The organism is Allobrachymonas wangyanguii, from assembly GCF_045055315.1.
In the GTDB taxonomy this organism is placed as follows: Bacteria; Pseudomonadota; Gammaproteobacteria; order Burkholderiales; family Burkholderiaceae_C; genus Brachymonas; species Brachymonas wangyanguii.
On the sequence record NZ_CP173677.1, the window covers coordinates 2127909 to 2150801 of the forward strand.

Here is a 22893-nt window from a genome sequence, read left to right on the forward strand (position 1 = left end):
ATGGAGCGATTGTCGCAGGACTGCGTGACAAGCCGGTCAGACGAGGCGGCGCAGCAGTACCTCGAGCACGAAGTGGTAGCCGACATAGCTCAGCAGCAGCAAGCCGGCGCCGGCGTAGACCATGCGCACGGCACGGCGGCCGCGCCAGCCCAGTTGCCAGCGCCCCCACAGCAGGGCGGCAAACACCAGCCAGGACAGCAGCGAGAAGATCGTCTTGTGACTCCAGCGCCAGCCGCCGGTCAGGCCATAGAGCTGCTCGCCAAACAGCCAGCCTTGCAGGATGGTGATGGTCAGCAGGATGAATCCCAGCGTGACAAAGCGGAAGGTCAATCGCTCCAGCGTCAGCAGCGGCAGCATGGTCGGGGCGGTGGCGCTGTCTTCCTGCAGCAGCGCCGGGCCGTCGCGCATGCGCAGCTCGGCGCGCGACATCAGCCAGGCGTGCAGCACGGCCACGGCAAACAGACCGTAGGAGGCCACGCCCAGCGCCAGGTGCAGCGGCAGCCATTCGGACGCCGGCGAGGGCAGCTGCGGGCCAGGGAACAACCAGGCCAGCAGCACGGTGGCGGCGCCGATCAGGGCCAGCCGCCAGCGCAGCTGCTGCAGCGCGTAGTTGCGGCTTTCGATGGCATAGGCCAGCAGCGCGAGCAGCGCCGTCATGGACAAGGCCGGGCCAAATCCGAAACGCAGCGGGTGTGTCAGGCCGAGGGCAATCACCAGCATGTGCAACAGCGCCGCCACGGCCAGCAGCACGCTGCCGCCACGGCCGAGACGCTGGCGCGCATGGCTGACACCCGCCGCTGCCACATAGGCCAGCACACTGGCAAGCGACAGCAAGGGGACGGCGGACTGGGCACTGGCTACAATCATGGCTAAAGTGTATCCTTTCCGCTGAACCACATGTGTGCAGGCGGATGTTTTCTGCATGCGCCCTTGCTGCGCCTGCCTGTCTCCCCTTTCTGAAAGCGAAAGCGCCGCCATGGCCTCTGCCCTTACCGACAAACTCTCGCGCCTCGTCAAGAACCTGAGCGGCCAGGCGCGCATCACCGAAAGCAACGTCTCCGACATGCTGCGCGAAGTGCGCATGGCCCTGCTGGAGGCCGACGTGGCGCTGCCGGTGGTGAAGGACTTCATCGCCCGCGTCAAGGACAAGGCCATGGGCCAGGAGGTGCTGGGCTCGCTGAAGCCGGGCCAGGCGCTGGTCGGCATCGTCAACCGCGAGCTGGCCGCCACCATGGGTGAAGGCATCAGTGACCTGAACCTGTCGGTGCAGCCGCCGGCGGTGATCCTGATGGCCGGCCTGCAGGGTGCGGGCAAGACCACCACCACCGCCAAGCTGGCCAAGCACCTGATCGAGAAGCGCAAGAAGAAGGTGCTGACGGTATCGGGTGACGTCTACCGCCCAGCCGCCATCGAACAGCTCAAGACGGTGACGCAGCAGGTCGGTGCCGAGTGGTTCCCGAGTGCGCCGGACCAGAAGCCGGTAGACATCGCGCGTGCCGCACTCGATTACGCGCGCAAGCACTATATCGATGTGCTGCTGGTCGATACGGCCGGCCGCCTGGCGATCGACGAAGCGATGATGGCCGAGATCAAGGCGCTGCACGAGGCGATCAACCCGGTGGAAACGCTGCTGGTGGTAGACGCGATGCAGGGTCAGGACGCGGCCAACACGGCGCGTGCCTTCAAGGAAGTGTTGCCGCTGACCGGTGTGGTGCTGACCAAGCTCGACGGTGATGCGCGTGGTGGCGCGGCGCTGTCGGTGCGCCAGATTGCCCAGGCACCGATCAAGTTTGCCGGCGTCAGCGAGAAGATGGACGGTCTGGAGCAGTTCGATGCCGAACGCCACGCCGGCCGCATCCTGGGCATGGGCGACATCGTGGCGCTGGTCGAGCAGGTCACATCCGGCGTCGACATGGAAGCGGCACAGAAGCTCGCCGCCAAGGTCAAGAAGGGTGACAACTTCGACCTGAACGACTTCCTGGGCCAGCTGCAGCAGATGAAGCAGATGGGCGGCCTGTCCAGCCTGATGGAAAAGCTGCCGACGCAGCTCACCGCCAAGGCAACGCAGACCGACATGGATCGCGCCGAGAAGGACATCAAGCGCAAGGAAGGCATCATCTGCAGCATGACGGCGCAGGAGCGCAGCAAGCCCGAGCTGATCAAGGCGACGCGCAAGCGCCGCATTGCCGCCGGTGCCGGCGTGCAGGTGCAGGATGTGAACCGTCTGCTCAAGGAATTCGAGCAGATGCAGGACATGATGAAGAAGATGAAGGGCGGCGGCCTGATGAAGATGATGCGCCGCATGGGCGGCATGAAAGGCCTGGGCGGCATGTTTGGTGGCGGCGGTGGCCTGCCGCCGGGAGGCTTCCCGCCAGGGGGTTTTCCGCCCGGGGGCGGTCTGCCGCGCTAAGCGCCTCTAACCTCCAAAAGCCAATGGCTCCGTCAGTGCGGAGCCATTGCTGTTTTCAGGGCCTGCTTCTGCTGGCAGGCTGGTTCCTGTGCCTGCCCTTAATTGGGGTCCTTGGCGCGGGTGCGGGCCACGGCCGACAGGATACCCAGACCGAACAGGGTCACGGCACCGATGATGATGTACATCTCCGGCACGCCGGCGACAGAGGCACCCCAGGCCAGACCGCCAATGAAGATCAGGAAACCGATCATGTAGAGAACGAAAGACATGGCAACCTCCTCTTGTGTGTTTGTTGCATGGCCTTCATTCTGGTCGTCGGCATGGCAGTCCGCCATCGGCGCAGCGCTGATCCGCGTGTCGGATCAGGCCGACAGCACCACGACAAACAGCCCCTGTCTCCTTGCGGAGCAGGGGCTGTCTGGGCCGGGGAGATGCCGGATCGATCAGCGCGGCAGTACGCTGGCACCCATCAGGTACTGGTCCACCGCACGTGCCGCCTGGCGGCCTTCACGGATCGCCCAGACCACCAGCGACTGGCCACGGCGTACGTCACCCGCAGCGAACACGCCGGGCACGCTGGTGGCGTAGCCGCCCTGCTCGTCGGTCGTGGCGCGTGCGTTGTTGCGCGCATCGGCCTCGACGCCGAAGGACTTGAGCACGGTCGGCACCGGATGGACAAAGCCCATCGCCAGCAGCACCAGGTCGGCTGCCAGGGTTTCCTCGCTGCCCGGTACTTCGGTAGGCTTGCCGTCCTGCCATTCCAGGCGCACCGTCTTGACCGCCACCACGCGGCCCTTGTCCTTGCCGGTTCCGGCGACAAATTCCTTGGTGGCGATGGCGAATTCACGCGTACAGCCCTCGTCGTGGCTGGAACTGGTGCGCAGCTTGAGCGGCCAGTAGGGCCAGGTCAGCGGGCGGTTTTCTTCCTCGGGCGGCTGCGGCAGCAGCTCGAACTGGGTCACGCTGGCGGCGCCGTGGCGGTTGCTGGTGCCGACACAGTCGCTGCCGGTATCGCCACCGCCAATCACGATCACGTGCTTGCCATCGGCGCGCAGCTGCCTGGCCAGCTTGTCACCAGCATTGACCTTGTTCTGCTGCGGCAGGAATTCCATGGCGAAGTGCACGCCATCAAGCTGGCGGCCCGGCACCGGCAGGTCGCGGCTCTGCTCGCTGCCGGTGGTCAGCAGCACGGCATCGAAGTCCTTTTGCAGCTGTTTGGCGCTGATGCTGTCCTTGGCCCAGTTGGTGACCTTGCTGTCGGCCGGCCAGTCGCCCACCAGCACGCCGGTGCGGAATTCCACGCCTTCGGCCTGCATCTGCGCGATACGGCGGTCAATATGCGACTTCTCCAGCTTGAAATCGGGGATGCCATAGCGCAGCAGGCCACCGATGCGGTCGTTCTTCTCGAACACGGTGACGCTGTGGCCGGCACGCGCCAGCTGCTGTGCCGCCGCCATGCCGGCGGGGCCGCCGCCGATCACGGCAACCTTCTTGCCGGTCTTCTGCGCCGCCACCTGCGGCACCACCCAGCCGTTGTCCCAGCCGCGATCGATGATGGCGTGCTCGATCGACTTGATGCCGACCGGGGACTTGTCGATGTTCAACGTGCAGGCGGCCTCGCACGGAGCCGGGCAGATGCGGCCGGTGAAGTCCGGGAAGTTGTTGGTGCTGTGCAGCACTTCCAGCGCATCCTGCCAGTCCTGCGCATAGACCAGGTTGTTGAAGTCCGGGATGATGTTGTTGACCGGGCAGCCGCTGTTGCAGAACGGCGTGCCGCAGTCCATGCAGCGGGCCGCCTGCTGCTTCGCCTGCGCATCATCCAGGCCGATGACGAATTCGCGGTAGTGCTTCAGCCGTTCCTTGACCGGACGGTAGCCCTCTTCCAGCCGCTCATATTCCATGAATCCAGTGATTTTTCCCATGATCGTCTTCCGTTATCTGAGGTAGGTTGCGGGGGCTTACTCGGCCTTGCCGGTGCTCTTCTTGCTGGCGGCCGGCTTGCGCGCGGCGGGCTTGCGGGCAGCCGGCTTTTTCGCCGGGCCACCGGCCGACTTCATCTCGACGGCGGTGGCAGCGACCTGCTGCGTGATGTCCGGAATCGGGCTTTCGCCGGCACCGGTCTTGCCGCGTGCATGGATCTCGGCCAGGGCACGGCGGTACTCGTTCGGGAACACCTTGACGAACTTCTTCAGGCTGGCGTCCCAGTTCTCCAGGATGTCGCGGGCACGGCGGCTGCCGGTCCAGCGGCTGTGGTCCTGCAGCAGCTTCTTCAGCTGCTCCTCGTCGCTCTGGCCACGGTGCCAGATACCGGCATCGATGCTGGCCTGCTGCTCGTCAACCTTGAGTACCGGCTCCAGCGCCACCATGGCGGTGTTGCAGCGGCTGGCAAACTGGCCGTCCTCGTCGTAGACATAGGCGACACCGCCGCTCATGCCAGCAGCAAAGTTGCGGCCGGTCTTGCCCAGCACCGCCACGGTGCCACCAGTCATGTATTCGCAGCCATGGTCGCCGGTGCCTTCGACCACCGCAGTGGCACCGGACAGGCGCACGGCAAAGCGTTCGCCGGCGACACCGGCAAAGAAGGCCTCGCCGGTCGTCGCGCCGTAAAGCACGGTGTTGCCGACGATGATGTTCTCTGCAGCCAGTCCGGGGAAGTCCAGGCTCGGGCGCACCACCACGCGGCCACCACTCAGGCCCTTGCCGGTGTAGTCGTTGGCCTCGCCAATCAGGCTCAGCGTGATGCCCTTGCACAGGAAGGCGCCAAAGGACTGGCCGCCGGTACCTTCCAGCTGGATATGGATGCTGTCATCCGGCAGGCCCTCGGGGTGCACCTTGGTCACGGCACCGGACAGCATGGCACCGACAGTGCGGTTGACGTTGCGCGCATGCTCGATGAACTTGACCTTCTCGCCCTTCTCGATCGCCGGGCGGCACTTGTGGATCAGGGTCTGGTCCAGCGCCTTCTCCAGGCCGTGCTCCTGCGTATCGACATGCAGGCGTGCCACATCGGCCGCGACCTGCGGCTGGGCAAACAGGCGGCTGAAATCCAGGCCGCCGGCCTTCCAGTGCGCCAGGCCCTTCTGCATGTCGAGCAGGTCGCTGCGGCCGACCAGCTCATCGAACTTGCGGATACCGAGCTGGGCCATCAGCTGGCGCACTTCCTCGGCCACGAAGAAGAAGTAGTTGACCACGTGTTCGGGCTGGCCGCTGAACTTGGCGCGCAGCTGCGGATCCTGCGTGGCGACGCCGACCGGACAGGTGTTCAGGTGGCACTTGCGCATCATGATGCAGCCCTCAACCACCAGCGGTGCCGTGGCAAAGCCGACTTCATCGGCTCCCAGCAGCGCAGCGATGACGACATCGCGGCCGGTCTTCATCTGGCCGTCGGCCTGCACGCGCACGCGGCCACGCAGGCGGTTCAGCACCAGCGTCTGCTGGGTTTCGGCCAGGCCGATTTCCCACGGGCTGCCGGCATGCTTGATGGAGGACCAGGGCGAGGCACCGGTACCGCCGTCATGGCCTGCGATGACAATATGGTCGGCCTTGCACTTGGTGACGCCGGCGGCAATCGTGCCGACACCAACCTCGGACACCAGCTTGACGCTGATATCGGCATGCGGCGCGACGTTCTTCAGGTCGTGGATCAGCTGTGCCAAGTCCTCGATCGAGTAGATGTCGTGGTGCGGCGGTGGCGACACCAGCGTCACGCCCGGCACGCTGTGGCGCAGGAAGCCGATGTAGTCGCTCACCTTGCCGCCCGGCAGCTGGCCGCCCTCGCCCGGCTTGGCACCCTGCGCCATCTTGATCTGGATCTGGTCGGCACTGCTCAGGTACTCGGCGGTGACGCCGAAGCGGCCCGATGCCACCTGCTTGATCTTGCTGCGCAGGCTGTCACCGGCCTGCACGGCGATGTCGGCGGCGACCTTGTCACTGCCAATGATGGCGGCCAGCGTGGTCTGCTGCGTGATCGGGATGCCTTTCAGCTCGTTGCGATAGCGCGCCGGGTCCTCGCCGCCCTCGCCGGTATTGCTCTTGCCGCCAATGCGGTTCATCGCCAGCGCCAGCGTGGCATGCGCCTCAGTCGAAATCGAGCCGAGCGACATGGCGCCGGTGGCAAAGCGCTTGACGATCTCGGCTGCCGGTTCGACTTCTTCCAGCGGAATCACCGCGGCCGGGTCGAAACGGAACTCGAACAGGCCGCGCAGCGTCATGTGGCGACGGCTCTGGTCGTTGATGATCTGGGCGTATTCCTTGTAGGTGTTGAAGTTGTTGGCACGCGTGCTGTGCTGCAGCTTGGCAATCGCGTCCGGCGTCCACATGTGCTCCTCGCCGCGCGTGCGCCAGGCGTACTCGCCACCGGCATCGAGCGCCTTGGCCAGCACCGGGTCATTGCCAAACGCGGCACGGTGCAGGCGCAGCGCTTCCTCGGCGATCTCGAACACGCCAATGCCCTCGACGCGGCTGGCGGTGCCGGTAAAGTACTTCTGCACGGTGGCGGTGTTCAGGCCGATCGCCTCGAACAGCTGCGCACCGCAGTAGCTCATGTAGGTGCTCACGCCCATCTTGGACATGATCTTGCTCAGGCCCTTGCCGATCGCCTTGATGTAGTTGTAGATCGCCTTCTCGGCGCTCAGCTCGCCCGGCAGCTCCTGGTGGATGTTCTGCAGCGTTTCCAGCGCCAGATACGGGTGCACGGCTTCGGCACCGTAGCCGGCCAGCACGGCAAAGTGGTGCACCTCGCGCGCCGATCCGGTCTCCACCACCAGGCCGGTGGTGGTGCGCAGGCCGGAACGCACCAGGTGCTGGTGGATCGCCGACAGCGCCAGCAGCGCCGGCACCGCCACGCGGTCCGGGCCCATGGCTCGGTCACTGATGATCAGGATGTTGTGGATACCGCTGACGTTGTTGTTGCCGGAAGTGACCGCATCCACGGCTTCCGCGCACAGCGAAGCCAGCTTGGCCTCGACGCCATCGGCACCCCATTCCACCGGGTAGGTGATGTCCAGCGTGTAGCTGCTGAACTTGCGCTGGGTGTGCTCGGCGATGTCGCGCAGGCGCGCCATGTCGTCAAAGTCGAGGATCGGCTGAGCCACCTCGAGACGCATCGGTGGGTTCACCTGGTTGATGTCCAGCAGGTTCGGCTTGGGGCCGATAAAGGACACCAGCGACATCACGATGGCTTCGCGGATCGGATCGATCGGCGGGTTGGTGACCTGGGCAAACAACTGGCGGAAATAGTTGGCCAGCGGCTTGCTGCGATCCGACAGCACGGCCAGCGGGCTGTCGTTGCCCATGGAGCCGATGCCTTCCTCGCCCTGTGCCGCCATCGGCGCCATCAGGAACTTGATGTCTTCCTGGCTGTAGCCAAAAGCCTGCTGCGCATCCAGCAACGACACACCAGCATTACCCTGGTTACGCACCACGTTCTTCACCGGCAGGTCGTGCAGGCCGATGCGCAGGTTCTCGATCCACTGCTTGTAGGGCTTGCCGTTCGACATCTGCGACTTGATTTCCTCGTCGTCGATCATGCGGCCCTGCTCGAAATCGATCAGGAACATCTTGCCTGGCTGCAGGCGCCACTTCTTGACGATCTTGTGCTCGGGCACCGGCAGCACGCCGGATTCGGAGCCCATGATGACGAAGCCGTCATCGGTGACGCAATAGCGCGCCGGACGCAGGCCGTTGCGGTCCAGCGTGGCGCCGATCTGGCGGCCATCGGTGAACACCAGCGAGGCCGGGCCGTCCCAGGGCTCCAGCATGGCGGCGTGGTACTCGTAGAAGGCGCGGCGGCGCGCGTCCATGGTCTCATGCTGCTCCCAGGGCTCGGGAATCATCATCATCACGGCCTGGCTGATCGGGTAGCCGGCCATGGTCAGCAGTTCCAGGCAGTTGTCGAAGGTGGCGGTATCGGACTGGCTGGCAAAGCTGATCGGGTACAGCTTCTGCAGGTCCTCGCCCAGCACCGGGGAGGACATCACGCCTTCACGCGCCAGCATCCAGTTGTAGTTGCCCTTGACCGTGTTGATCTCGCCGTTGTGCGCGACATAGCGGTAGGGGTGCGCCAGCGGCCACTCGGGGAAGGTGTTGGTGGAAAAACGCTGGTGCACCAGGCCCAGCGCCGAGACGCAGCGCTCGTCGGCCAGGTCGTCATAGTAGACGCCGACCTGATCTGCCAGCAGCAGACCCTTGTACACCACGGTACGGCTGCTCATGCTGGGCACGTAATATTCCTTGCTGTACTTGAGCTGCAGCTTCTGGATGTTGGCGCTGGCGGTCTTGCGGATCACGTACAGCTTGCGCTCCAGCGCGTCCTGCACGATGACGTCGGCGCCACGGCCGACGAACACCTGGCGGATCACCGGCTCCTTCTCGCGCACCGCCGGCGACATGGGCATCTCGGCGTTGACCGGCACATCACGCCAACCCAGCACCACCTGGCCTTCGGCCTTGATGGCGCGCTCCATTTCCTGTTCGCAAGCCAGGCGACTGGCGTGCTCCTTGGGCAGGAAGATCATGCCGACGCCGTATTCGCCCACTGGCGGCAGTTCCACGCCCTGCTGGCCCATCTCCTCGCGATAGAGCGCATCGGGTAACTGGATCAGGATGCCGGCACCGTCGCCCATCAGCTTGTCGGCACCGACGGCACCGCGGTGGTCCAGGTTCTCCAGGATCTTCAGCGCCTGCGTCACGATGTCATGGCTTTTCTCGCCACGGATGTGGGCGACAAAGCCCACGCCACAGGCGTCATGCTCCTGGCCAGCGGCATACAGGCCGTGTTGTTCCAGATGGTGTTTTTCTGCAGAGATGGTCATGGTGTGCATCCAGTCCGTGGAAAGAATCAAGCGCAAAAATCATTGCAACGCAGCAAGAATACGGCAAAAAATTTCCCCTGAAAAAGAAAATAAAAGGGGTCTGACCCTAATTAATTCATGATCAAATTTATAGGAAATTAAATAGGGACAGATTTAAATCAAGGACAGGAAAAGAGTTTCAGGCGTCTGCCGCGGGTGCTTCCACTGCCGGCTTGCGCGGACGACCAGGAGATTTTTTTTCCAGCCGGCGGCCGGTCAGCTGTTGCAGCGCTTGCACAAAGGCTTCCGAGCCCTGTACCCAGCCCTGCCGGGCCGCCTGCTGCAGCTGCTGGCTGCGCTGCTGCACCGCGGCATCGTCAAGCAGCTGGCGATACGCCGCCTCGCGTGCAAACGGGGTGTTGCCCAGTGCCCAGACCTGCGGCGGCACGGCGATCTGGCGCTCACTGCGCAGCCCGGCATAGTGGGCACAGCTGGACCAGGGGTAATCTTCCGGCTGCTGCACCAGGCCGGCCTGCAGCGGCAAGCGATCCAGGCTGGCCATGGCTGCCAGCAGACTGTGCTCCGGATCGAGCACGGTGCCACGGTAGCGTCCTTCCCACAACGTGCCACTGCGCAGGTGGGCGGCGTTGAAATGGCGCACATGGCCGCGTCCCAGATCCTGCATCATGCGCGGCAGCGCCTGCGCATCGGGTGGCGTCAGGATCAGCTGGAATTCATCCGGCAGCAGCACCCAGGCATGCAGTCCTACACGATGGCGCGCTGCCGACTCGCGCACCAGTGCCAGCAGATGCTGGTAATCTGCCTGGGTGATACAGATGGACTGGCGGTTGTTGCCGCGCTGGATGATGTGGTGCGGGTAGCCCGGCACGCACAGTCTGGCCAGTCTAGCCATGTGCGAAACTCCCTGTCGTGAGCGGCTGATGCCGTTTGCGCTGATAGTGTAAGGCCGTCAACCCGATGAACCCCGACCGTATGGCGCTCCGTCCGGACGCCCCGCTGCGCGTGCTGATGAATGCCGGCTCCGGCAGTCTGGATGAGAGCCATCCGGACGAATTGCGCACGGCGCTGCAAGCCTCCGGCCGACGCTGGAAGCTGGTGGCACTGGAGCCAGCCGATATCGAACAATCCGCCCGCATTGCCGTGGCCGAGGCCAAGCACGCCGGCGCCATCGTGGTCGCCGCCGGTGGCGACGGCACCATCAACGCCGTGGCCAATGCCGTCAGTGACAGCGGCTGCGTGATGGGCGTGCTGCCCGAAGGCACTTTCAACTATTTCTGCCGTGCCCACGGCATTGCCACCGATCCGGTCGAGGCGCTGCAGCAGTTGCTGCACGGCAAGCTGGTGCCAGTGCAGGCCGGCCGCATCAACGGCCACCTGTTCCTGGTGAATGCCAGCCTCGGCCTCTACCCGCTGCTGCTGGAAGACCGCGAACGCTTCAAGGCCACCCTCGGCCGCAGCCGGCTGGTGGCCGGGCTGGCCGCCATCTACAGCATGCTGCGGCGCCCGGTGCAGATGACGCTGGCCATGAGTGGCCAGGCCGACGGCGGCAGCAGCCAGCTGCCCGGCCAGCGCATTTTCCGCACGCCGACACTGTTCGTCGGCAACAACGCACTGCAGTTGCAGCAGATTGGCCTGCTGCCAGCCTCTGAAGGCGATGCCCTGCCGACGCTGGATCAGGAGCTGCATGCGGTGGTGCTGGCTCCGGTGAGTACGCTGCGCCTGTTCTGGCTGGCGCTGCGCGGCGCGCTCGGCTCGCTGGGCGAGGAGCCGGAATCGGTCTGGCACTTCCCGTTCCGCCAGCTGCAGGTACACCGCCACGGCTATCCCGGCCAGACCCAGGTGCAGGTCGCCACCGATGGCGAGGTGCGCTGGATGCGTACGCCGCTGCGCTTCGAGATCGTGCCCGAGGCCCTGCAGCTGATCGTGCCGGACCCGGACCGGCTGCGCCCCATGAATCCGCAAGACCCGAAAGCCCCCTGACGATGACGACCCTGCTGCAGATTTCCGATACCCACTTTGGCACCGAACAGCCCGCCGTGCTGCAGGCCCTGCGCGCATTGGCCGAAGCCGAGCAGGTGCAGCATGTGCTGCTCGCCGGCGACATCACCATGCGCGCCCGGCGCGGCCAGTTCGCGGCCGCCCGCGCCTTCATGGACAGCCTGCCGGTGCAGACGCGCATGGCCCTGCCCGGCAACCATGACATCTCGCTGTGGTTGCCCTGGCGCCGCTTTCTGTGGCCCTATCGCCTCTTCCAGAAGTATTTCCCCACCGCCTTTGATGCCGACGGCGTGATCCACTGGGATCTGGGCCCCATCCAGCTGATCGGCGTGCGCACCACGCGGCGTTACCGGCATATCCAGGGTGAGGCTTCGCAGGCACAGATCGCCAACGTCAGCCGGCGTCTGCGCGCACTGCCCGACACGGCGCTCAAGCTGGTGGCCGTCCACCAGCCGGCGCTGGTGATCGAAGAAGAGGAGCGCAAAAACCTGTTGCGTGGCGCCGCGCACGCCAATGCGACCTGGCGCGCCGCCGGGGCACTGGGTGTGCTCGGCGGCCACATCCATGAACCGTATGTGGAGCTGATCCCGCCCGGGCCGGACGATGCGCCCGGCGCGCTCTGGGCCCTACAATCCGGCACGGCTGTTTCCGACCGCATCCGCGACAACTACCCGAATTCCGTGAATCTGCTCCGCCCTGCCACCGCCGCCCCGCAAGGCCATCTGCACAATCCCCTGCAACTGCTGGAGCCGCAATGGCAGGTCGAGCGCTGGGACTTCGACGCCAGCCTGCAGGCCTTTACCTGCGTTGCCACCACCTGGCTGCGATGAACAGCGCCCTGCTGCCCAACAGCCCCGATGCCCTGGCCACGCAGAGCGCGTTCTGGACCTCGGTGGCCCTGCAATGGGGACAGGCGCCGGGCATGGTATTCATTCTCTGGCTGCTGCTGGTGGCCGCCACCGCCTTGCCCCTCTGCGCATTCATGCAACGCGACAGCGCCATCCGCAGGCCGCTGCATGCACCGCTGGGCAGTGCCGCCATCGTCTGGATGGTGCTGGCCGCCACACTCTGGAGCGCCCTGGCCTGGCAGGTGACGCACGACGGGCCGGTCACGCGGCTGGACACCGCTCTTGCCCATACGCTCAGCCTGCACGTGCATCCGGCGCTGTTGACGTTGTTCGGTACGGTGAGCCATCTGGCGGATACCCCGGTGCTGACGGCCGCCTGCATTGTCGGTGCCGTACTCCTCGCCTGGCGCGGCGAGCGGAAGATGGCGGCGGGCTGGGTCTGGGCCATCGCAGGCAATGCCCTGCTCAACGTGATGCTCAAGCAATGGGTGGGCCGCGTGCGGCCCTCGCATGTGGAGGGCTACACCATGGCGGGCGGCCTGAGCTTTCCGAGCGGCCACAGTTCGGGTTCGCTGGTGGCCTACGGCATGCTTGCGTGGATGCTGCTGCACCTGCACCCCGGCTGGCCCTGCCGGCTACGCGTTGCCGTGCTCACCGCTGGTGCGCTGGCAGTGGCCGCCGTGGGCTACAGCCGCATCGGGCTGCAGGTGCACTATCTGACCGATGTGCTGGGCGGCTGGCTTTCCGGGAGCCTGTGGCTGGCAGGCAGCATGGGACTGGTGCGGGCGCTGGAGCGGCGCGAGAGGGCCGCCTGATCTGGGCGCCGTTCGTCCAAGCGTCTCGCACGTGTGTCAGCCAGGGATTGCGGGCGGAATGTTCGTGCGCTTGCTGTAACGCAGTCCACACGCGCCTGCCAGCGCCCCTTCGCTCACGCCCCGTCCGGGCGCTTTCGCATAATCCTTCGGTAAAAGGTATTGCGGCTGATGCCGAGCCGGCGCGCAGCGAGCGAGAGATTTCCCTCCGCCTCGCGCAGGGCCTGCTCCATCACGTCACGCGTGTACTGCGCCAGCGGCACGCAACCCGCGCGCAGGCGAGATAATTCGCCCTCCTCGATGACTGCCGTTCGTGTTGTGGCAAAACCCGGGTCGGCGCTCCGGCGATGTCCGTATGGCATATCCTGTGGCGCGCCAGCGCCCGGGGCCTGCCGCGCCTCCTGCAGCTCCTGCACCAGATCGTCCGGCAGGTGCTCCATGCCGATCACGCAGGCATCATCGAGCAGCGCCACCGTGGTGCGCAGCGTGTTGTCGAGCTGGCGCAAATTGCCTGGCCAGGGATGCTGGCGCAGCACGCGCGCCAGCTCCGGATCCAGTTCGATCGCACGATGCGGCGCATGCCGTTGCAGCATGCGCTGCACCAGCGCATCCCAGTCGCTGCGCTGGCGCAGCGCCGGCAGATGCAGGGTCAATCCATTCAGGCGCCAGTACAGGTCGGCACGGAAACGCCCTGCAGCCACCTCTTCCTTCAGGTCGCGGTGCGTGGCACACACCAGCGCAAAATCCACCGCCACCGGCTGGCCACCCCCCAGCGGCACTACCTGACGCTCCTGCAACACGCGCAGCAGCCGCGTCTGCATGGCCAGCGGCATATCGCCGATCTCGTCCAGAAACAGCGTGCCTCGGTGCGCCTGGCGAATGCTTCCCGGCGCGCCCTCGCGCCGCGCACCGGTGTAGGCGCCAGGAGCATAGCCGAACAGCTCGGCCTCGATCAGATTTTCCGGCAAGGCCGCGCAATTCACCGCCACAAAGGCCTGCTCACGCCGCTGGCTGCTGGCGTGGATGGCCTTGGCCAGCACCTCCTTGCCCGAACCGGATTCGCCATGCAGCAGCACGGCAATCGGCTTGTCCAGCACCTTGCGCGCCTTCTCCAGCACGCCGTGCCAGGCTGCATCGCCGGTATCCAGCGCCTGCAACGCATCCGGCTCGCGGCTGATGCTGCGGCTCGGCATATCCAGCGTGGCCGCACGCGACCAGCCCTGTTCCACCCGCACATGCAGCACCGGCACCGCAGGCGCGCTCAGGCAGCGCAGCCGCAAGGGCGCCGGGCTGCGATGGCTGGCGCGCAGCAAGTGTTCGCGGTCCGCGTCCACCACCTGCTCCAGCCGCACCCGACCCAGCTGACTGGCACGCAGGTTGAGCAATGCCAGCGCCGCCTGGTTGGCACCCACCAGCACGCCTTCTTCCGACAGTGCCAGCACACCCTCGGCCAGCGTGCCGATGCCTTCGGCCAGCGGATGCACGTGCAGCCGCATGTGCCGCCCGTGGCAGGCGTCGAACAGGCGGTTCTCGATCATCTGGGTGGCCGCACGCACCATGCTGAAGGTGTGCGGATGCCGGCTGCTGCGCTCGCCGGACATGTTGAGCACGCCCAGCACACTGCCATCGGGCGCCACCACGGGCGCCGCTGCGCAGGTCAGAAAAGTGTTGCACTCCAGGAAGTGCTCCGCCCCGTGCACCACTACCGGCACGCCTTCTGCCAGCGCAGTTCCCACCGCATTGGTGCCGCGGTACTGCTCGTGCCAGCTCGCTCCAGGCATCAGTGCCACGCGCTCGGCCCGCGTCATGAAACCGGGATCGCCCAGCGCATGCAGCAGCAGGCCATCGGCATCGGCCAGCAGCAGCACACTGCCACTGCCGCGCGTCTGTCCATGCAGGTATTCCATCACCGGACGGGCGTGGGCCAGCAGTTGGTGCTGGCGTTCGGTGGCACGCTCGACTTCGAAGCGCGAGAGATGCGGCACGTGCGGGCGCATGCCGAAGGCATCCACGCCGGCAGCGAGGCTGCGCCGCCACGAACGCGACACGTGCGCCAGCGATGCGGGCAGCAGATCCTCGGGCTGCGCATCGCGCTCGTACAGCGCATGGCGGGCCCGGCGCAACAGGGCGTCTGATTCGACAGTGCCAAGTGCGGTCATGGCTGTCTCCTTGTGCAGGACGGTACGGATCCTGCTTTTTCTGTCATTGAGCAGTCGATGCTAGCACGCAAGGCCTCGGCGCCGTGTTGGCGTTTGCACTGTGCCAAAACGGAACACCTGGTACACCGGGGACACGTCCGGGCTGGTACAGATGGCACACCCTGGCGCAACCACCGGGTACTCCGGAGCACCACAAACAGCCATCCAGGCCGCCAGATCTCCGGACAAACCCGCAGGTCCGCGAAGTTGGCACATCGCTTGCAGGAAGCAGGTCGACGGCGCAACTGCCGCCGTTGCAAACCACAACCGACATCCAAGGAGACACCCCATGATCTATCCCGCACCCGGCCAGGCAGGCGCCCCGCTGCAATTCAAGGCCAAGTACGACAACTTCATCAACGGCCAGTGGACGCCGCCGGTGAAAGGCGAATATTTCGACAACATCACCCCGATCAACGGCCAGGCCTACTGCCAGGCGGCCCGCTCCACCGCCGAAGACATCGAGCGCGCCCTCGACGCCGCCCATGCCGCAGCCGACGCCTGGGGCAAGACTTCCGCCACCGAGCGCAGCAACATCCTGCTGAAGATCGCCGACCGCATCGAGGCCAACCTGGAAAAGCTGGCCTACGCCGAAACCGTGGACAACGGCAAGCCGATCCGCGAGACGCTGAACGCCGACATTCCTCTCGCGGCGGATCACTTCCGCTATTTCGCCGGTGCCCTGCGTGCGCAGGAAGGCCACATGTCGGAAATCGATGCCACCACCGTCGCCTACCACTACCAGGAACCTCTGGGCGTGGTCGGCCAGATCATTCCGTGGAACTTCCCGATCCTGATGGCCGCCTGGAAACTCGCGCCTGCCCTCGGCGCTGGCAACTGCGTGGTGCTCAAGCCCGCAGAATCCACGCCCACCAGCATTCTGGTGCTGACCGAGCTGATCGCCGACCTGCTGCCGCCGGGCGTGCTCAACGTGGTGAACGGTCTCGGCCGCGAAGCCGGCATGCCGCTGGCCACCAGCAACCGCATCGCCAAGATCGCCTTCACCGGCTCCACCGCCACCGGCCGCGTGATTGCCCAGGCCGCTGCCAACAACCTGATTCCGGCCACACTGGAACTGGGGGGCAAATCGCCCAACATCTTCTTTGCCGACATCATGGACAAGGACGATGCCTTTCTCGACAAGGCGATCGAAGGCCTGGTGCTGTTCGCCTTCAACCAGGGCGAAGTCTGCACCTGCCCGTCACGCGCCGTGATCCAGGAGTCCATCTACGACCGCTTCATCGAGCGCTGCCTGCAGCGTGTGGCAGCGATCAAGCAGGGCAACCCGCTGGATACCGAAACCATGCTGGGCGCACAGGCCAGCCAGGTCCAGCTCGAGAAGATCAGCTCCTACCTGGAACTGGGCAAGCAGGAAGGAGCGCAGGTGCTGATCGGCGGCGCTCCGGCCAAGCTCGAAGGCGACCTGGCCGGCGGCTACTACGTGCAGCCCACGCTGTTCAAGGGCCACAACAAGATGCGCATTTTCCAGGAAGAAATCTTCGGCCCGGTGCTGGCCGTGACCACCTTCAAGGACGAGGCCGAGGCGCTGGAAATCGCCAACGACTCGCTGTACGGACTGGGCGCCGGCGTGTGGAGCCGCAACGGCAACGTGGCCTACCGCATGGGCCGCGGCATCAAGGCCGGCCGCGTCTGGACCAATTGCTACCACGCCTATCCGGCGCACGCTGCCTTTGGCGGCTACAAGGAATCGGGGATCGGCCGTGAGAACCACAAGATGATGCTCGACCACTACCAGCAGACCAAGAACCTGCTGGTGAGCTACAGCGAAAACAAGCTGGGCTTTTTCTGATCCCCTGCAGTACCTTCCCTCTGGCCTATTTACTACCTACAAGGAGACTCCCATGTCCGTATCCCATTTCTTCATGCCCGTGCAGAACATCATTGGCCCCGGCGCGCTCGACGAAGCGCTGCAGATCGTCGGCAAAATGGGCTTTCGCAAGGCCCTGATCGTCACCGACCCGGGTCTGAGCAAGATCGGTGTGGCCAACACCGTGTCCGACAAGCTGGCGGCGCAAGGCATTCCTGCCACCGTGTTCGATGGCGCCCAGCCCAACCCGACCGTGAGCAACGTAAACGCCGGACTCGAAGCGCTCAAGACAGCACAGGCCGATCTGGTCGTGTCGCTTGGCGGCGGTTCCTCGCATGACTGCGCCAAGGGCATCGCGCTGGTTGCCGCCAACGGCGGCAAAATCGAGGACTACGAAGGCGTGGACAAGTCCGCCAAGCCGCAACTGCCGCTGCTGGCGGTCAACACCACGGCCGGCACCGCCTCGGAGATGACGCGCTTCACCATCATCACCGACGAGACACGCCACGTGAAAATGGCCATCGTCGACAAGCACGTTACGCCCTTCCTGTCGGTGAACGACTCCGGCATGATGGAAGGCATGCCGGCCGCGCTGACGGCTGCCACCGGCATGGATGCGCTGACGCACGCCGTGGAATCCTATGTCTCGACCGCAGCCACGCCGCTGACCGACGCCTGCGCCGTCAAGGCCATCGAGCTGATCGCCCGCTACCTGCCCACCGCAGTGAGCGAGCCCAAGAACCAGGAGGCGCGCGAGAAGATGGCCTATGCCCAGTTCCTGGCCGGCATGGCCTTCAACAACGCCTCGCTCGGCTACGTGCACGCCATGGCGCACCAGCTCGGCGGTTTCTACGACCTGCCGCACGGCGTGTGCAACGCGCTGCTGCTGCCGCATGTCGAGGCCTTCAACATGGGTGCAGCCTCCGACAAGCTCAATGAAGTGGGCGCCATCCTGCAGGCCAACAACCCGCAGCTGGCCGGCCTGGACCCCGTGGCTGCCATCAAGAAGTTGGCCGATATCGTCGGCATTCCGAAGTCGCTGGAGGAACTGGGTGTGAAACGCGAGGACTTTGACGTGCTGGCAGAGAACGCGCTCAAGGACGTGTGCGGCCTGACCAACCCGGTGCAGGCCAGCCACGCCGAAATCGTCGGCATCTTTGCCGCGGCCTTCGGTCCGCGCTGAGTGCTGGCTCCTACTGCTGCCCTGGCTCGACCGCCGGGGCTTGTGCCCTGCTGCTGGAGGCTCCTCCAGACGGCAGGGCATTTTTGCGTCAGCGCGCTGCCAGACGTTCCCGTCTGGGAACCGGGCAAGCACGCATGGTCAACGCCGGAGCTCCGCTACAGTCTCCCGCAGATCCTGCGCCCATTGCTGCCGGCTGCGCCCCTGCGCGCGCTCCGGTTCGCCAAAGGTCACCCGCGCCACCACGCCTTCGGCACGCACCGTGCGCCAGAGCGATTCGATCAGGCTGTCGTCGCCGATATAGCAAGGCGCCTGGCTGAGCCGGCCCTGCGCATCCAGAAACTGCAGCGCCACCGGCTGCACCGGCGCGTCCACGCTGATGGCCGCCTGCAGCAGGTTGCCGTGGAACGGCAGCAGCTCCTTGCCCTCGCTGGTGGTGCCTTCCGGGAAGAAGGCCAGCACATCGCCCTGCTGCAGCCGTTCGGCCATGGTGTGCAGCACGCGGTGCGCATCCTTGCGCGAGGTGCGCTGCAGGTAGAGCGTATCGGCCGAATCCGCCAGCCGGCCGATCACCGGCCAGTGCTTCACTTCGGACTTGGAAATGAAGCGGCAGAAGCGGATCGCATGGATGGTCGGGATGTCCACCCAGGAAATATGGTTGGCCACCAGCATCAGGCCATCCGGACCCGGCTCGGCCGGCGTGCCGCGTACCTGCAGCGTGATGCCGCAACGGCGCACCGCCTCGGCCGCCCAGCGCTGCACGGTGGCGCGGCGCTCGGCCTCGCCCAGACGCGGAAAGCGCAGATAGACGGTCCACAACCCCGCCAGGATATGGGCCAGCAGGCGCGCCAGGCGCCCCAGGCCACGCCAGGTGCTTGTCTCCATGTTGTTCTTTTCTGGATGCTGGCTGCGGACAATCAGGCCGGCTGCGCCACCCGGTTGCGTTCGGCCTCGTAGGCTACCTGCCCGTCGACCACCGTGGCACGCACGCGCCCCTGCAGGCGCACGCCCTCGAACGGCGTGTGTTTGCCTTGGCTCACCAGTTCCTGCGCCTCCACGGCCCATTCGACGGCCGGATCCCACACGCACAGGTCTGCCACGCCGCCCGGCACGATCTGGCCGGCACTGGCCGACAGCGTGCCCAGCGCATCGCCCAGCACCGCCGCCGGACGGCTGGTGACCGTGCCCAGCGCCTGCAGCAGCGGCACGCCGTCTTCCTGCGCCCATTTCAGCGCAAGCGCCAGCAGCAGCTCCACACCGGTGGCGCCGGGTTCGGCCTCGGCAAACGGAAGCACCTTGGCGTCCTCGTCGATCGGGTTGTGGTCGCTTACCAGAGCATCGATGGTGCCGTCGGCCAGCGCGGCACGCAGGGCCGTGCGGTCGGCCTGCTGGCGCAGCGGCGGGTTCAGGCGCGCACGGCTGTCGAAATAGCCCATGTCCACTTCGGTCAGGTGCAGCGAGTTGATGCTCACGTCGCAGGTCAGCGGCAGGCCGTCGGCCTTGGCCTGACGCACCAGTTCTACCGCTGCCGCGCTGGACAGGCGACACAGGTGCACGCGCGCACCGGTGACCTTCATCAGCTCGATGATGGTCATGATGGCGATGGTTTCAGCCAGCACCGGCACGCCGGACAGGCCCATGCGCGTGGCCAGCGGACCGGCCGCCGCCACGCCACCGCCGAGCCAGGCATCTTCGGGGCGCAGCCAGACGGTGTAGCCAAAGGTGGCGGCGTACTGGAAGGCGCGTTGCAGCACCTGGGTGTTGCGCACCACCACATCGGCCTGCGAGAAGCCGACGCAGCCGGATTCGGTCAGCGAGGCCATTTCGGTCAGCACCTCGCCCTGCAGGTTGCGCGTCAGCGCGCCGAGCGGGAACACGCGGCTCTGGCGCAGGCGCGAGGCACGGAAACGCAGCATCTCGACCAGGCCGGGCTCGTCCAGTACCGGATCAGTATCGGGCGGGCAGACCAGACTGGTGACGCCACCAGCAACCGCTGCCGCAAGTTCGCTTTCGAGCATGTGGGCATGCTCCTGGCCCGGTTCACGCAGGCGCACGCCCAGATCGACCAGACCCGGCAGCACCCAGCAGCCGCTGGCGTCGATGGTGCGCTGCGGTGCAAAGTCCTGCGGTAGGCGATCAATACCGATGATGCGACCGGAGGCAATGGCGATATCGGCCAGCTGGTCGGTTCCGTCTGCCGGATTGAGGACCCGGCCACCCTGGATTAGGATTTTCATGCGTTGTCTCTCTCAGGCGTCATGGCTGGCAACAATGCTCATCACGGCCATGCGCACGGCAATACCGAAAGTCACCTGCGGCAGGATCACGCTTTGCGGCCCATCGACCACGGCAGAATCGATTTCCACGCCGCGGTTGATCGGGCCCGGGTGCATCACGATGGCATCAGGCTTGGCACGCAGCAGCTTCTCGGGCGTCAGGCCAAAGCTGTGGAAGTACTCCTGGCTGCTTGGCAGCAGCGCGCCGCTCATGCGCTCATTCTGCAGGCGCAGCATGATCACCACGTCGCAATCGCGGATGCCTTCTTCCAGCTCGTGGAACACCTGCACGCCCAGCTGGGCAAAGCTCTCCGGCACCAGCGTCTTCGGGCCGACCACGCGCACTTCCGGGCAGCCGAGCGTGGTCAGTGCATGGATGTCGCTGCGCGCCACGCGCGAATGCAGCACGTCGCCGACGATGGCGACGCGCAGGTTGGTGAAATCGCCCTTGTAGTGGCGGATCGTGTACATGTCGAGCAGGCCTTGCGTCGGGTGCGCGTGGCGGCCGTCACCGGCGTTGACCACGTGCACATGCGGTGCCACGTTCTGCGCGATCAGGTAGGGGGCGCCACTCTCGCTGTGGCGCACGACAAAGATGTCGGCCGCCATCGCGCTCAGGTTGGCGATGGTATCGAGCAGGCTCTCGCCCTTGGAGGCCGAGGAACGCGCGATGTCCAGGTTGAACACGTCGGCGCTCAGGCGCTTGGCGGCAATCTCGAAGGTGGTGCGGGTGCGCGTGCTGTTCTCGAAGAACAGGTTGAACACGCTCTTGCCGCGCAGCAGCGGCACCTTCTTGACCTCGCGGTCGTTGATGCTGACGAATTGCGCTGCCGTATCGAGGATGTGCGTGAGGTGCTCGCGCGACAGCCCTTCGGTGGACAGCAGGTGGATCATTTCACCGTTGCTGTTGAGCTGGGGATTCTTGGAGAGGAACATGGAGGCTTTCCCGGATCAAGAAAGGAAAATCAGGCTTTGCTGGGCTTGAGGCGGAAGCTGAAGCTGCCGTCGGTACCGCGCAGCAGCGCCAGCGACTGCGTGGATGGCAGCAGCAGGCGTGCTGCCGCGATATCGGCATCGACCGGCAGCTGGCGGCCGCCACGGTCCACCAGTACCGCCAGCCGCACGCTGGCCGGGCGACCGTAGTCGAAGATCTCGTTGAGCGCGGCGCGGATGGTACGGCCGGTATAGAGCACGTCATCCAGCAGCAGGATGTGTGCGCCTTCCACCTCGAACGGCAGCTGGGTCTGCGCCGTCACGGCCATGCCGCGCTTGGCAAAGTCGTCACGGTGCATGGCGGTGGAGATGGTGCCCACGGCATCCAGCCCCCACTGCTGCTGCAGGCGCTCGACCATCCAGGCACCGCCGGACGTGATACCGGCGAGCTTCAGTTCGGGCGTACGGATGCGTTCAATCTGCTGGCTCAGGGTCTGGAACAGGGCTTCGGCGTCCAGCATCAGGGCGCCACTGGCGGGTGTGGTATCGGTCATGGAATCGGGTTCAGGAATTGTTCAAGAATGATACAGGCTGCGGCCGCATCGGCATCGGCAGCACCACGGGAAAGCGCCTCGGTGGTGGTGTAGCGCTCGTCCACGGTAAACACCGGTAGCTTGAAACGCGTGGCCAGCTGCTTGCCGAAGGCAATCGCCTTTTTCGTGTTCTGGTGTGCCGCGCCATCCGGGTGCCAGGGAATGCCCAGCACCAGTGCCTCGGGTTGCCACTCCTGCAGCACGGCAGCGACGGCGGCAAAGCGCTCATCGCCCTGCGCGGTGATGCTCTTGCACGGGCTGGCGGTGCCGAGGATGCGGTTGCCCACGGCTACGCCGGTACGCTTCTTGCCGTAATCGAGCGCCAGAAAGCTCTGGTAGCGCTCGGGCGGCACCGCTGGCGGCTGGCCGGGTTGCTGGAACAGGTCTTCCGGTTGCATCAGGCGCTCCCGGCGGCGCTGGACAGCATCCAGGACTGGATGCCGAGCAGTGCCAGCGCACGCTCGTAGCGCTGCTCCAGCGGCACCTCGAACAGGACGTCGGCACTGGCTGGCACGGTGAGCCAGCTGTTGCGCAGCAGTTCATCCTCGAGCTGGCCGCCGTCCCAGGCGGAATAGCCGAGCGTGAACAGCAGTTGCGGCGGACCACCGCCTTCGGCCATGTCCTGCAGGATGTCGCGCGAGGTGGTGACCTGCAGGCCATCGGGCAAGGTCAAGCTGGAGGTGTAGCGCGAGAGCTGGCTGTCGGGCTCCTCGAGCCGGTGATGCAGCACAAAGCCGCGCTCGGGCTGTACCGGGCCACCCCACAACACGGCCGATCCGGCCAGGTCAGGGCGATGCAGCGGCAGGCCCATGGTGTCAAACAGGTCATCCAGCAGCACGCCGTCGGCCGTCTTGTTGATGCACAAGCCCAAGGCACCCTCGGGGCCATGCTCGCAGATGTAGACCACGCTGCCAGCGAAGGCATCATCCTCCATGCCCGGCATCGCGATCAGGAAATGCTGTGCCAATTGCAGAGCTGGTGCAGAATCTGTAGCCATATCCCGAT

General features: G+C 65.7%; 18 protein-coding genes. 6 read left to right on the forward strand and 12 right to left on the reverse strand.

From position 1 onward, the window contains the following. Positions 1-36: 36 nt before the first annotated feature. Positions 37-867: a cytochrome c biogenesis protein CcsA gene (locus ACI3EV_RS10260; RefSeq protein WP_329769387.1), complete on the reverse strand. Its 831-nt coding sequence runs from the start codon at positions 865-867 to the stop codon at positions 37-39. A gap of 109 nt (positions 868-976) precedes the next feature. On the opposite strand from ACI3EV_RS10260, the gene ffh reads away from it, so the two are divergent. Beyond that, positions 977-2410, forward strand: coding sequence for a signal recognition particle protein (gene ffh / locus ACI3EV_RS10265; RefSeq protein WP_337690114.1), 1434 nt, complete (start codon positions 977-979; stop codon positions 2408-2410). Positions 2411-2508: 98 nt separating this feature from the next. Here ffh and ACI3EV_RS10270 read toward each other — a convergent pair whose 3' ends face one another. From ACI3EV_RS10270 to ACI3EV_RS10285, 4 genes are all read right to left on the reverse strand, one after another. Continuing rightward, positions 2509-2679 (reverse strand): hypothetical protein, encoded by a 171-nt coding sequence (locus ACI3EV_RS10270; RefSeq protein ID WP_018714553.1) that lies wholly within the window; start codon positions 2677-2679, stop codon positions 2509-2511. A gap of 174 nt (positions 2680-2853) precedes the next feature. Then, positions 2854-4332 carry a glutamate synthase subunit beta gene (locus ACI3EV_RS10275; protein WP_337690113.1) on the reverse strand — a complete coding sequence of 493 codons (1479 nt, stop codon included), beginning with the start codon at positions 4330-4332 and terminating at the stop codon, positions 2854-2856. Positions 4333-4368: 36 nt separating this feature from the next. Then, entirely contained in the window at positions 4369-9222 is a 4854-nt protein-coding gene (locus tag ACI3EV_RS10280; protein ID WP_337690111.1) for a glutamate synthase-related protein, read from the reverse strand. A 178-nt stretch (positions 9223-9400) separates the two neighbouring features. Then, positions 9401-10114 (reverse strand): transposase, encoded by a 714-nt coding sequence (locus tag ACI3EV_RS10285; protein ID WP_329769393.1) that lies wholly within the window; start codon positions 10112-10114, stop codon positions 9401-9403. A 65-nt stretch (positions 10115-10179) separates the two neighbouring features. On the opposite strand from ACI3EV_RS10285, the gene ACI3EV_RS10290 reads away from it, so the two are divergent. The 3 genes from ACI3EV_RS10290 to ACI3EV_RS10300 are packed head-to-tail and all read left to right on the forward strand — an operon-like array spanning position 10180 to position 12883. After that, a complete protein-coding gene (locus tag ACI3EV_RS10290; RefSeq protein ID WP_337690108.1) occupies positions 10180-11202 on the forward strand; it encodes a diacylglycerol kinase family protein in 1023 nt (340 codons plus the stop codon). A 2-nt stretch (positions 11203-11204) separates the two neighbouring features. After that, complete coding sequence (locus ACI3EV_RS10295; protein ID WP_329769397.1) at positions 11205-12050, forward strand: metallophosphoesterase; 846 nt, start codon at positions 11205-11207, stop codon at positions 12048-12050. Further along, the gene (locus ACI3EV_RS10300) at positions 12047-12883 is read left to right on the forward strand and encodes a phosphatase PAP2 family protein (protein ID WP_337690106.1); all 837 of its coding nucleotides are present in this window, start codon (positions 12047-12049) and stop codon (positions 12881-12883) included. Before ACI3EV_RS10295 ends, ACI3EV_RS10300 begins: the two co-directional genes overlap by 4 nt. 113 nt (positions 12884-12996) lie before the next feature. Here ACI3EV_RS10300 and ACI3EV_RS10305 read toward each other — a convergent pair whose 3' ends face one another. Then, entirely contained in the window at positions 12997-15039 is a 2043-nt protein-coding gene (locus ACI3EV_RS10305) for a sigma-54-dependent Fis family transcriptional regulator (protein WP_329769401.1), read from the reverse strand. Positions 15040-15367: 328 nt separating this feature from the next. On the opposite strand from ACI3EV_RS10305, the gene ACI3EV_RS10310 reads away from it, so the two are divergent. Beyond that, positions 15368-16888: an aldehyde dehydrogenase family protein gene (locus ACI3EV_RS10310; protein ID WP_213361694.1), complete on the forward strand. Its 1521-nt coding sequence runs from the start codon at positions 15368-15370 to the stop codon at positions 16886-16888. A 52-nt stretch (positions 16889-16940) separates the two neighbouring features. Beyond that, entirely contained in the window at positions 16941-18089 is a 1149-nt protein-coding gene (locus tag ACI3EV_RS10315; protein WP_337690100.1) for an iron-containing alcohol dehydrogenase, read from the forward strand. 138 nt (positions 18090-18227) lie between these two features. Here ACI3EV_RS10315 and ACI3EV_RS10320 read toward each other — a convergent pair whose 3' ends face one another. The 6 genes from ACI3EV_RS10320 to ACI3EV_RS10345 are packed head-to-tail and all read right to left on the reverse strand — an operon-like array spanning position 18228 to position 22885. Further along, complete coding sequence (locus tag ACI3EV_RS10320) at positions 18228-18971, reverse strand: lysophospholipid acyltransferase family protein (RefSeq protein WP_337690099.1); 744 nt, start codon at positions 18969-18971, stop codon at positions 18228-18230. A 32-nt stretch (positions 18972-19003) separates the two neighbouring features. Further along, on the reverse strand, positions 19004-20323 hold the full coding sequence (locus tag ACI3EV_RS10325; protein WP_337690098.1) for a dihydroorotase: 1320 nt from the start codon (positions 20321-20323) through the stop codon (positions 19004-19006). Positions 20324-20335: 12 nt separating this feature from the next. Further along, complete coding sequence (locus ACI3EV_RS10330) at positions 20336-21298, reverse strand: aspartate carbamoyltransferase catalytic subunit (protein WP_337690096.1); 963 nt, start codon at positions 21296-21298, stop codon at positions 20336-20338. Positions 21299-21327: 29 nt separating this feature from the next. Continuing rightward, the gene (gene pyrR / locus ACI3EV_RS10335; RefSeq protein ID WP_329769408.1) at positions 21328-21849 is read right to left on the reverse strand and encodes a bifunctional pyr operon transcriptional regulator/uracil phosphoribosyltransferase PyrR; all 522 of its coding nucleotides are present in this window, start codon (positions 21847-21849) and stop codon (positions 21328-21330) included. Next, complete coding sequence (gene ruvX / locus ACI3EV_RS10340) at positions 21846-22286, reverse strand: Holliday junction resolvase RuvX (RefSeq protein ID WP_329769409.1); 441 nt, start codon at positions 22284-22286, stop codon at positions 21846-21848. The genes pyrR and ruvX overlap by 4 nt, the downstream gene beginning before the upstream one ends. Further along, positions 22286-22885, reverse strand: a complete 600-nt coding sequence (locus ACI3EV_RS10345) for a YqgE/AlgH family protein (protein WP_337690094.1) — start codon at positions 22883-22885, stop codon at positions 22286-22288. The genes ruvX and ACI3EV_RS10345 overlap by 1 nt, the downstream gene beginning before the upstream one ends. Between the last annotated feature and the right edge of the window lie 8 nt (positions 22886-22893).

What these genes read in the sequence shown, in the direction of transcription:
- ACI3EV_RS10295 (WP_329769397.1), top strand. Translation starts at nt 11,205, where the DNA reads ATGACGACCCTGCTGCAGATTTCCGATACCCACTTTGGCACCGAACAG.
- ACI3EV_RS10320 (WP_337690099.1), bottom strand. Translation starts at nt 18,971, where the DNA reads ATGGAGACAAGCACCTGGCGTGGCCTGGGGCGCCTGGCGCGCCTGCTG.
- ffh (WP_337690114.1), top strand. Translation starts at nt 977, where the DNA reads ATGGCCTCTGCCCTTACCGACAAACTCTCGCGCCTCGTCAAGAACCTG.
- ACI3EV_RS10275 (WP_337690113.1), bottom strand. Translation starts at nt 4,332, where the DNA reads ATGGGAAAAATCACTGGATTCATGGAATATGAGCGGCTGGAAGAGGGC.
- ACI3EV_RS10345 (WP_337690094.1), bottom strand. Translation starts at nt 22,885, where the DNA reads ATGGCTACAGATTCTGCACCAGCTCTGCAATTGGCACAGCATTTCCTG.
- ACI3EV_RS10290 (WP_337690108.1), top strand. Translation starts at nt 10,180, where the DNA reads ATGAACCCCGACCGTATGGCGCTCCGTCCGGACGCCCCGCTGCGCGTG.
- ACI3EV_RS10315 (WP_337690100.1), top strand. Translation starts at nt 16,941, where the DNA reads ATGTCCGTATCCCATTTCTTCATGCCCGTGCAGAACATCATTGGCCCC.
- ACI3EV_RS10330 (WP_337690096.1), bottom strand. Translation starts at nt 21,298, where the DNA reads ATGTTCCTCTCCAAGAATCCCCAGCTCAACAGCAACGGTGAAATGATC.
- ACI3EV_RS10305 (WP_329769401.1), bottom strand. Translation starts at nt 15,039, where the DNA reads ATGACCGCACTTGGCACTGTCGAATCAGACGCCCTGTTGCGCCGGGCC.
- ACI3EV_RS10300 (WP_337690106.1), top strand. Translation starts at nt 12,047, where the DNA reads ATGAACAGCGCCCTGCTGCCCAACAGCCCCGATGCCCTGGCCACGCAG.
- ACI3EV_RS10310 (WP_213361694.1), top strand. Translation starts at nt 15,368, where the DNA reads ATGATCTATCCCGCACCCGGCCAGGCAGGCGCCCCGCTGCAATTCAAG.
- ruvX (WP_329769409.1), bottom strand. Translation starts at nt 22,286, where the DNA reads ATGCAACCGGAAGACCTGTTCCAGCAACCCGGCCAGCCGCCAGCGGTG.
- ACI3EV_RS10325 (WP_337690098.1), bottom strand. Translation starts at nt 20,323, where the DNA reads ATGAAAATCCTAATCCAGGGTGGCCGGGTCCTCAATCCGGCAGACGGA.
- ACI3EV_RS10285 (WP_329769393.1), bottom strand. Translation starts at nt 10,114, where the DNA reads ATGGCTAGACTGGCCAGACTGTGCGTGCCGGGCTACCCGCACCACATC.
- ACI3EV_RS10260 (WP_329769387.1), bottom strand. Translation starts at nt 867, where the DNA reads ATGATTGTAGCCAGTGCCCAGTCCGCCGTCCCCTTGCTGTCGCTTGCC.
- pyrR (WP_329769408.1), bottom strand. Translation starts at nt 21,849, where the DNA reads ATGACCGATACCACACCCGCCAGTGGCGCCCTGATGCTGGACGCCGAA.
- ACI3EV_RS10280 (WP_337690111.1), bottom strand. Translation starts at nt 9,222, where the DNA reads ATGACCATCTCTGCAGAAAAACACCATCTGGAACAACACGGCCTGTAT.
- ACI3EV_RS10270 (WP_018714553.1), bottom strand. Translation starts at nt 2,679, where the DNA reads ATGTCTTTCGTTCTCTACATGATCGGTTTCCTGATCTTCATTGGCGGT.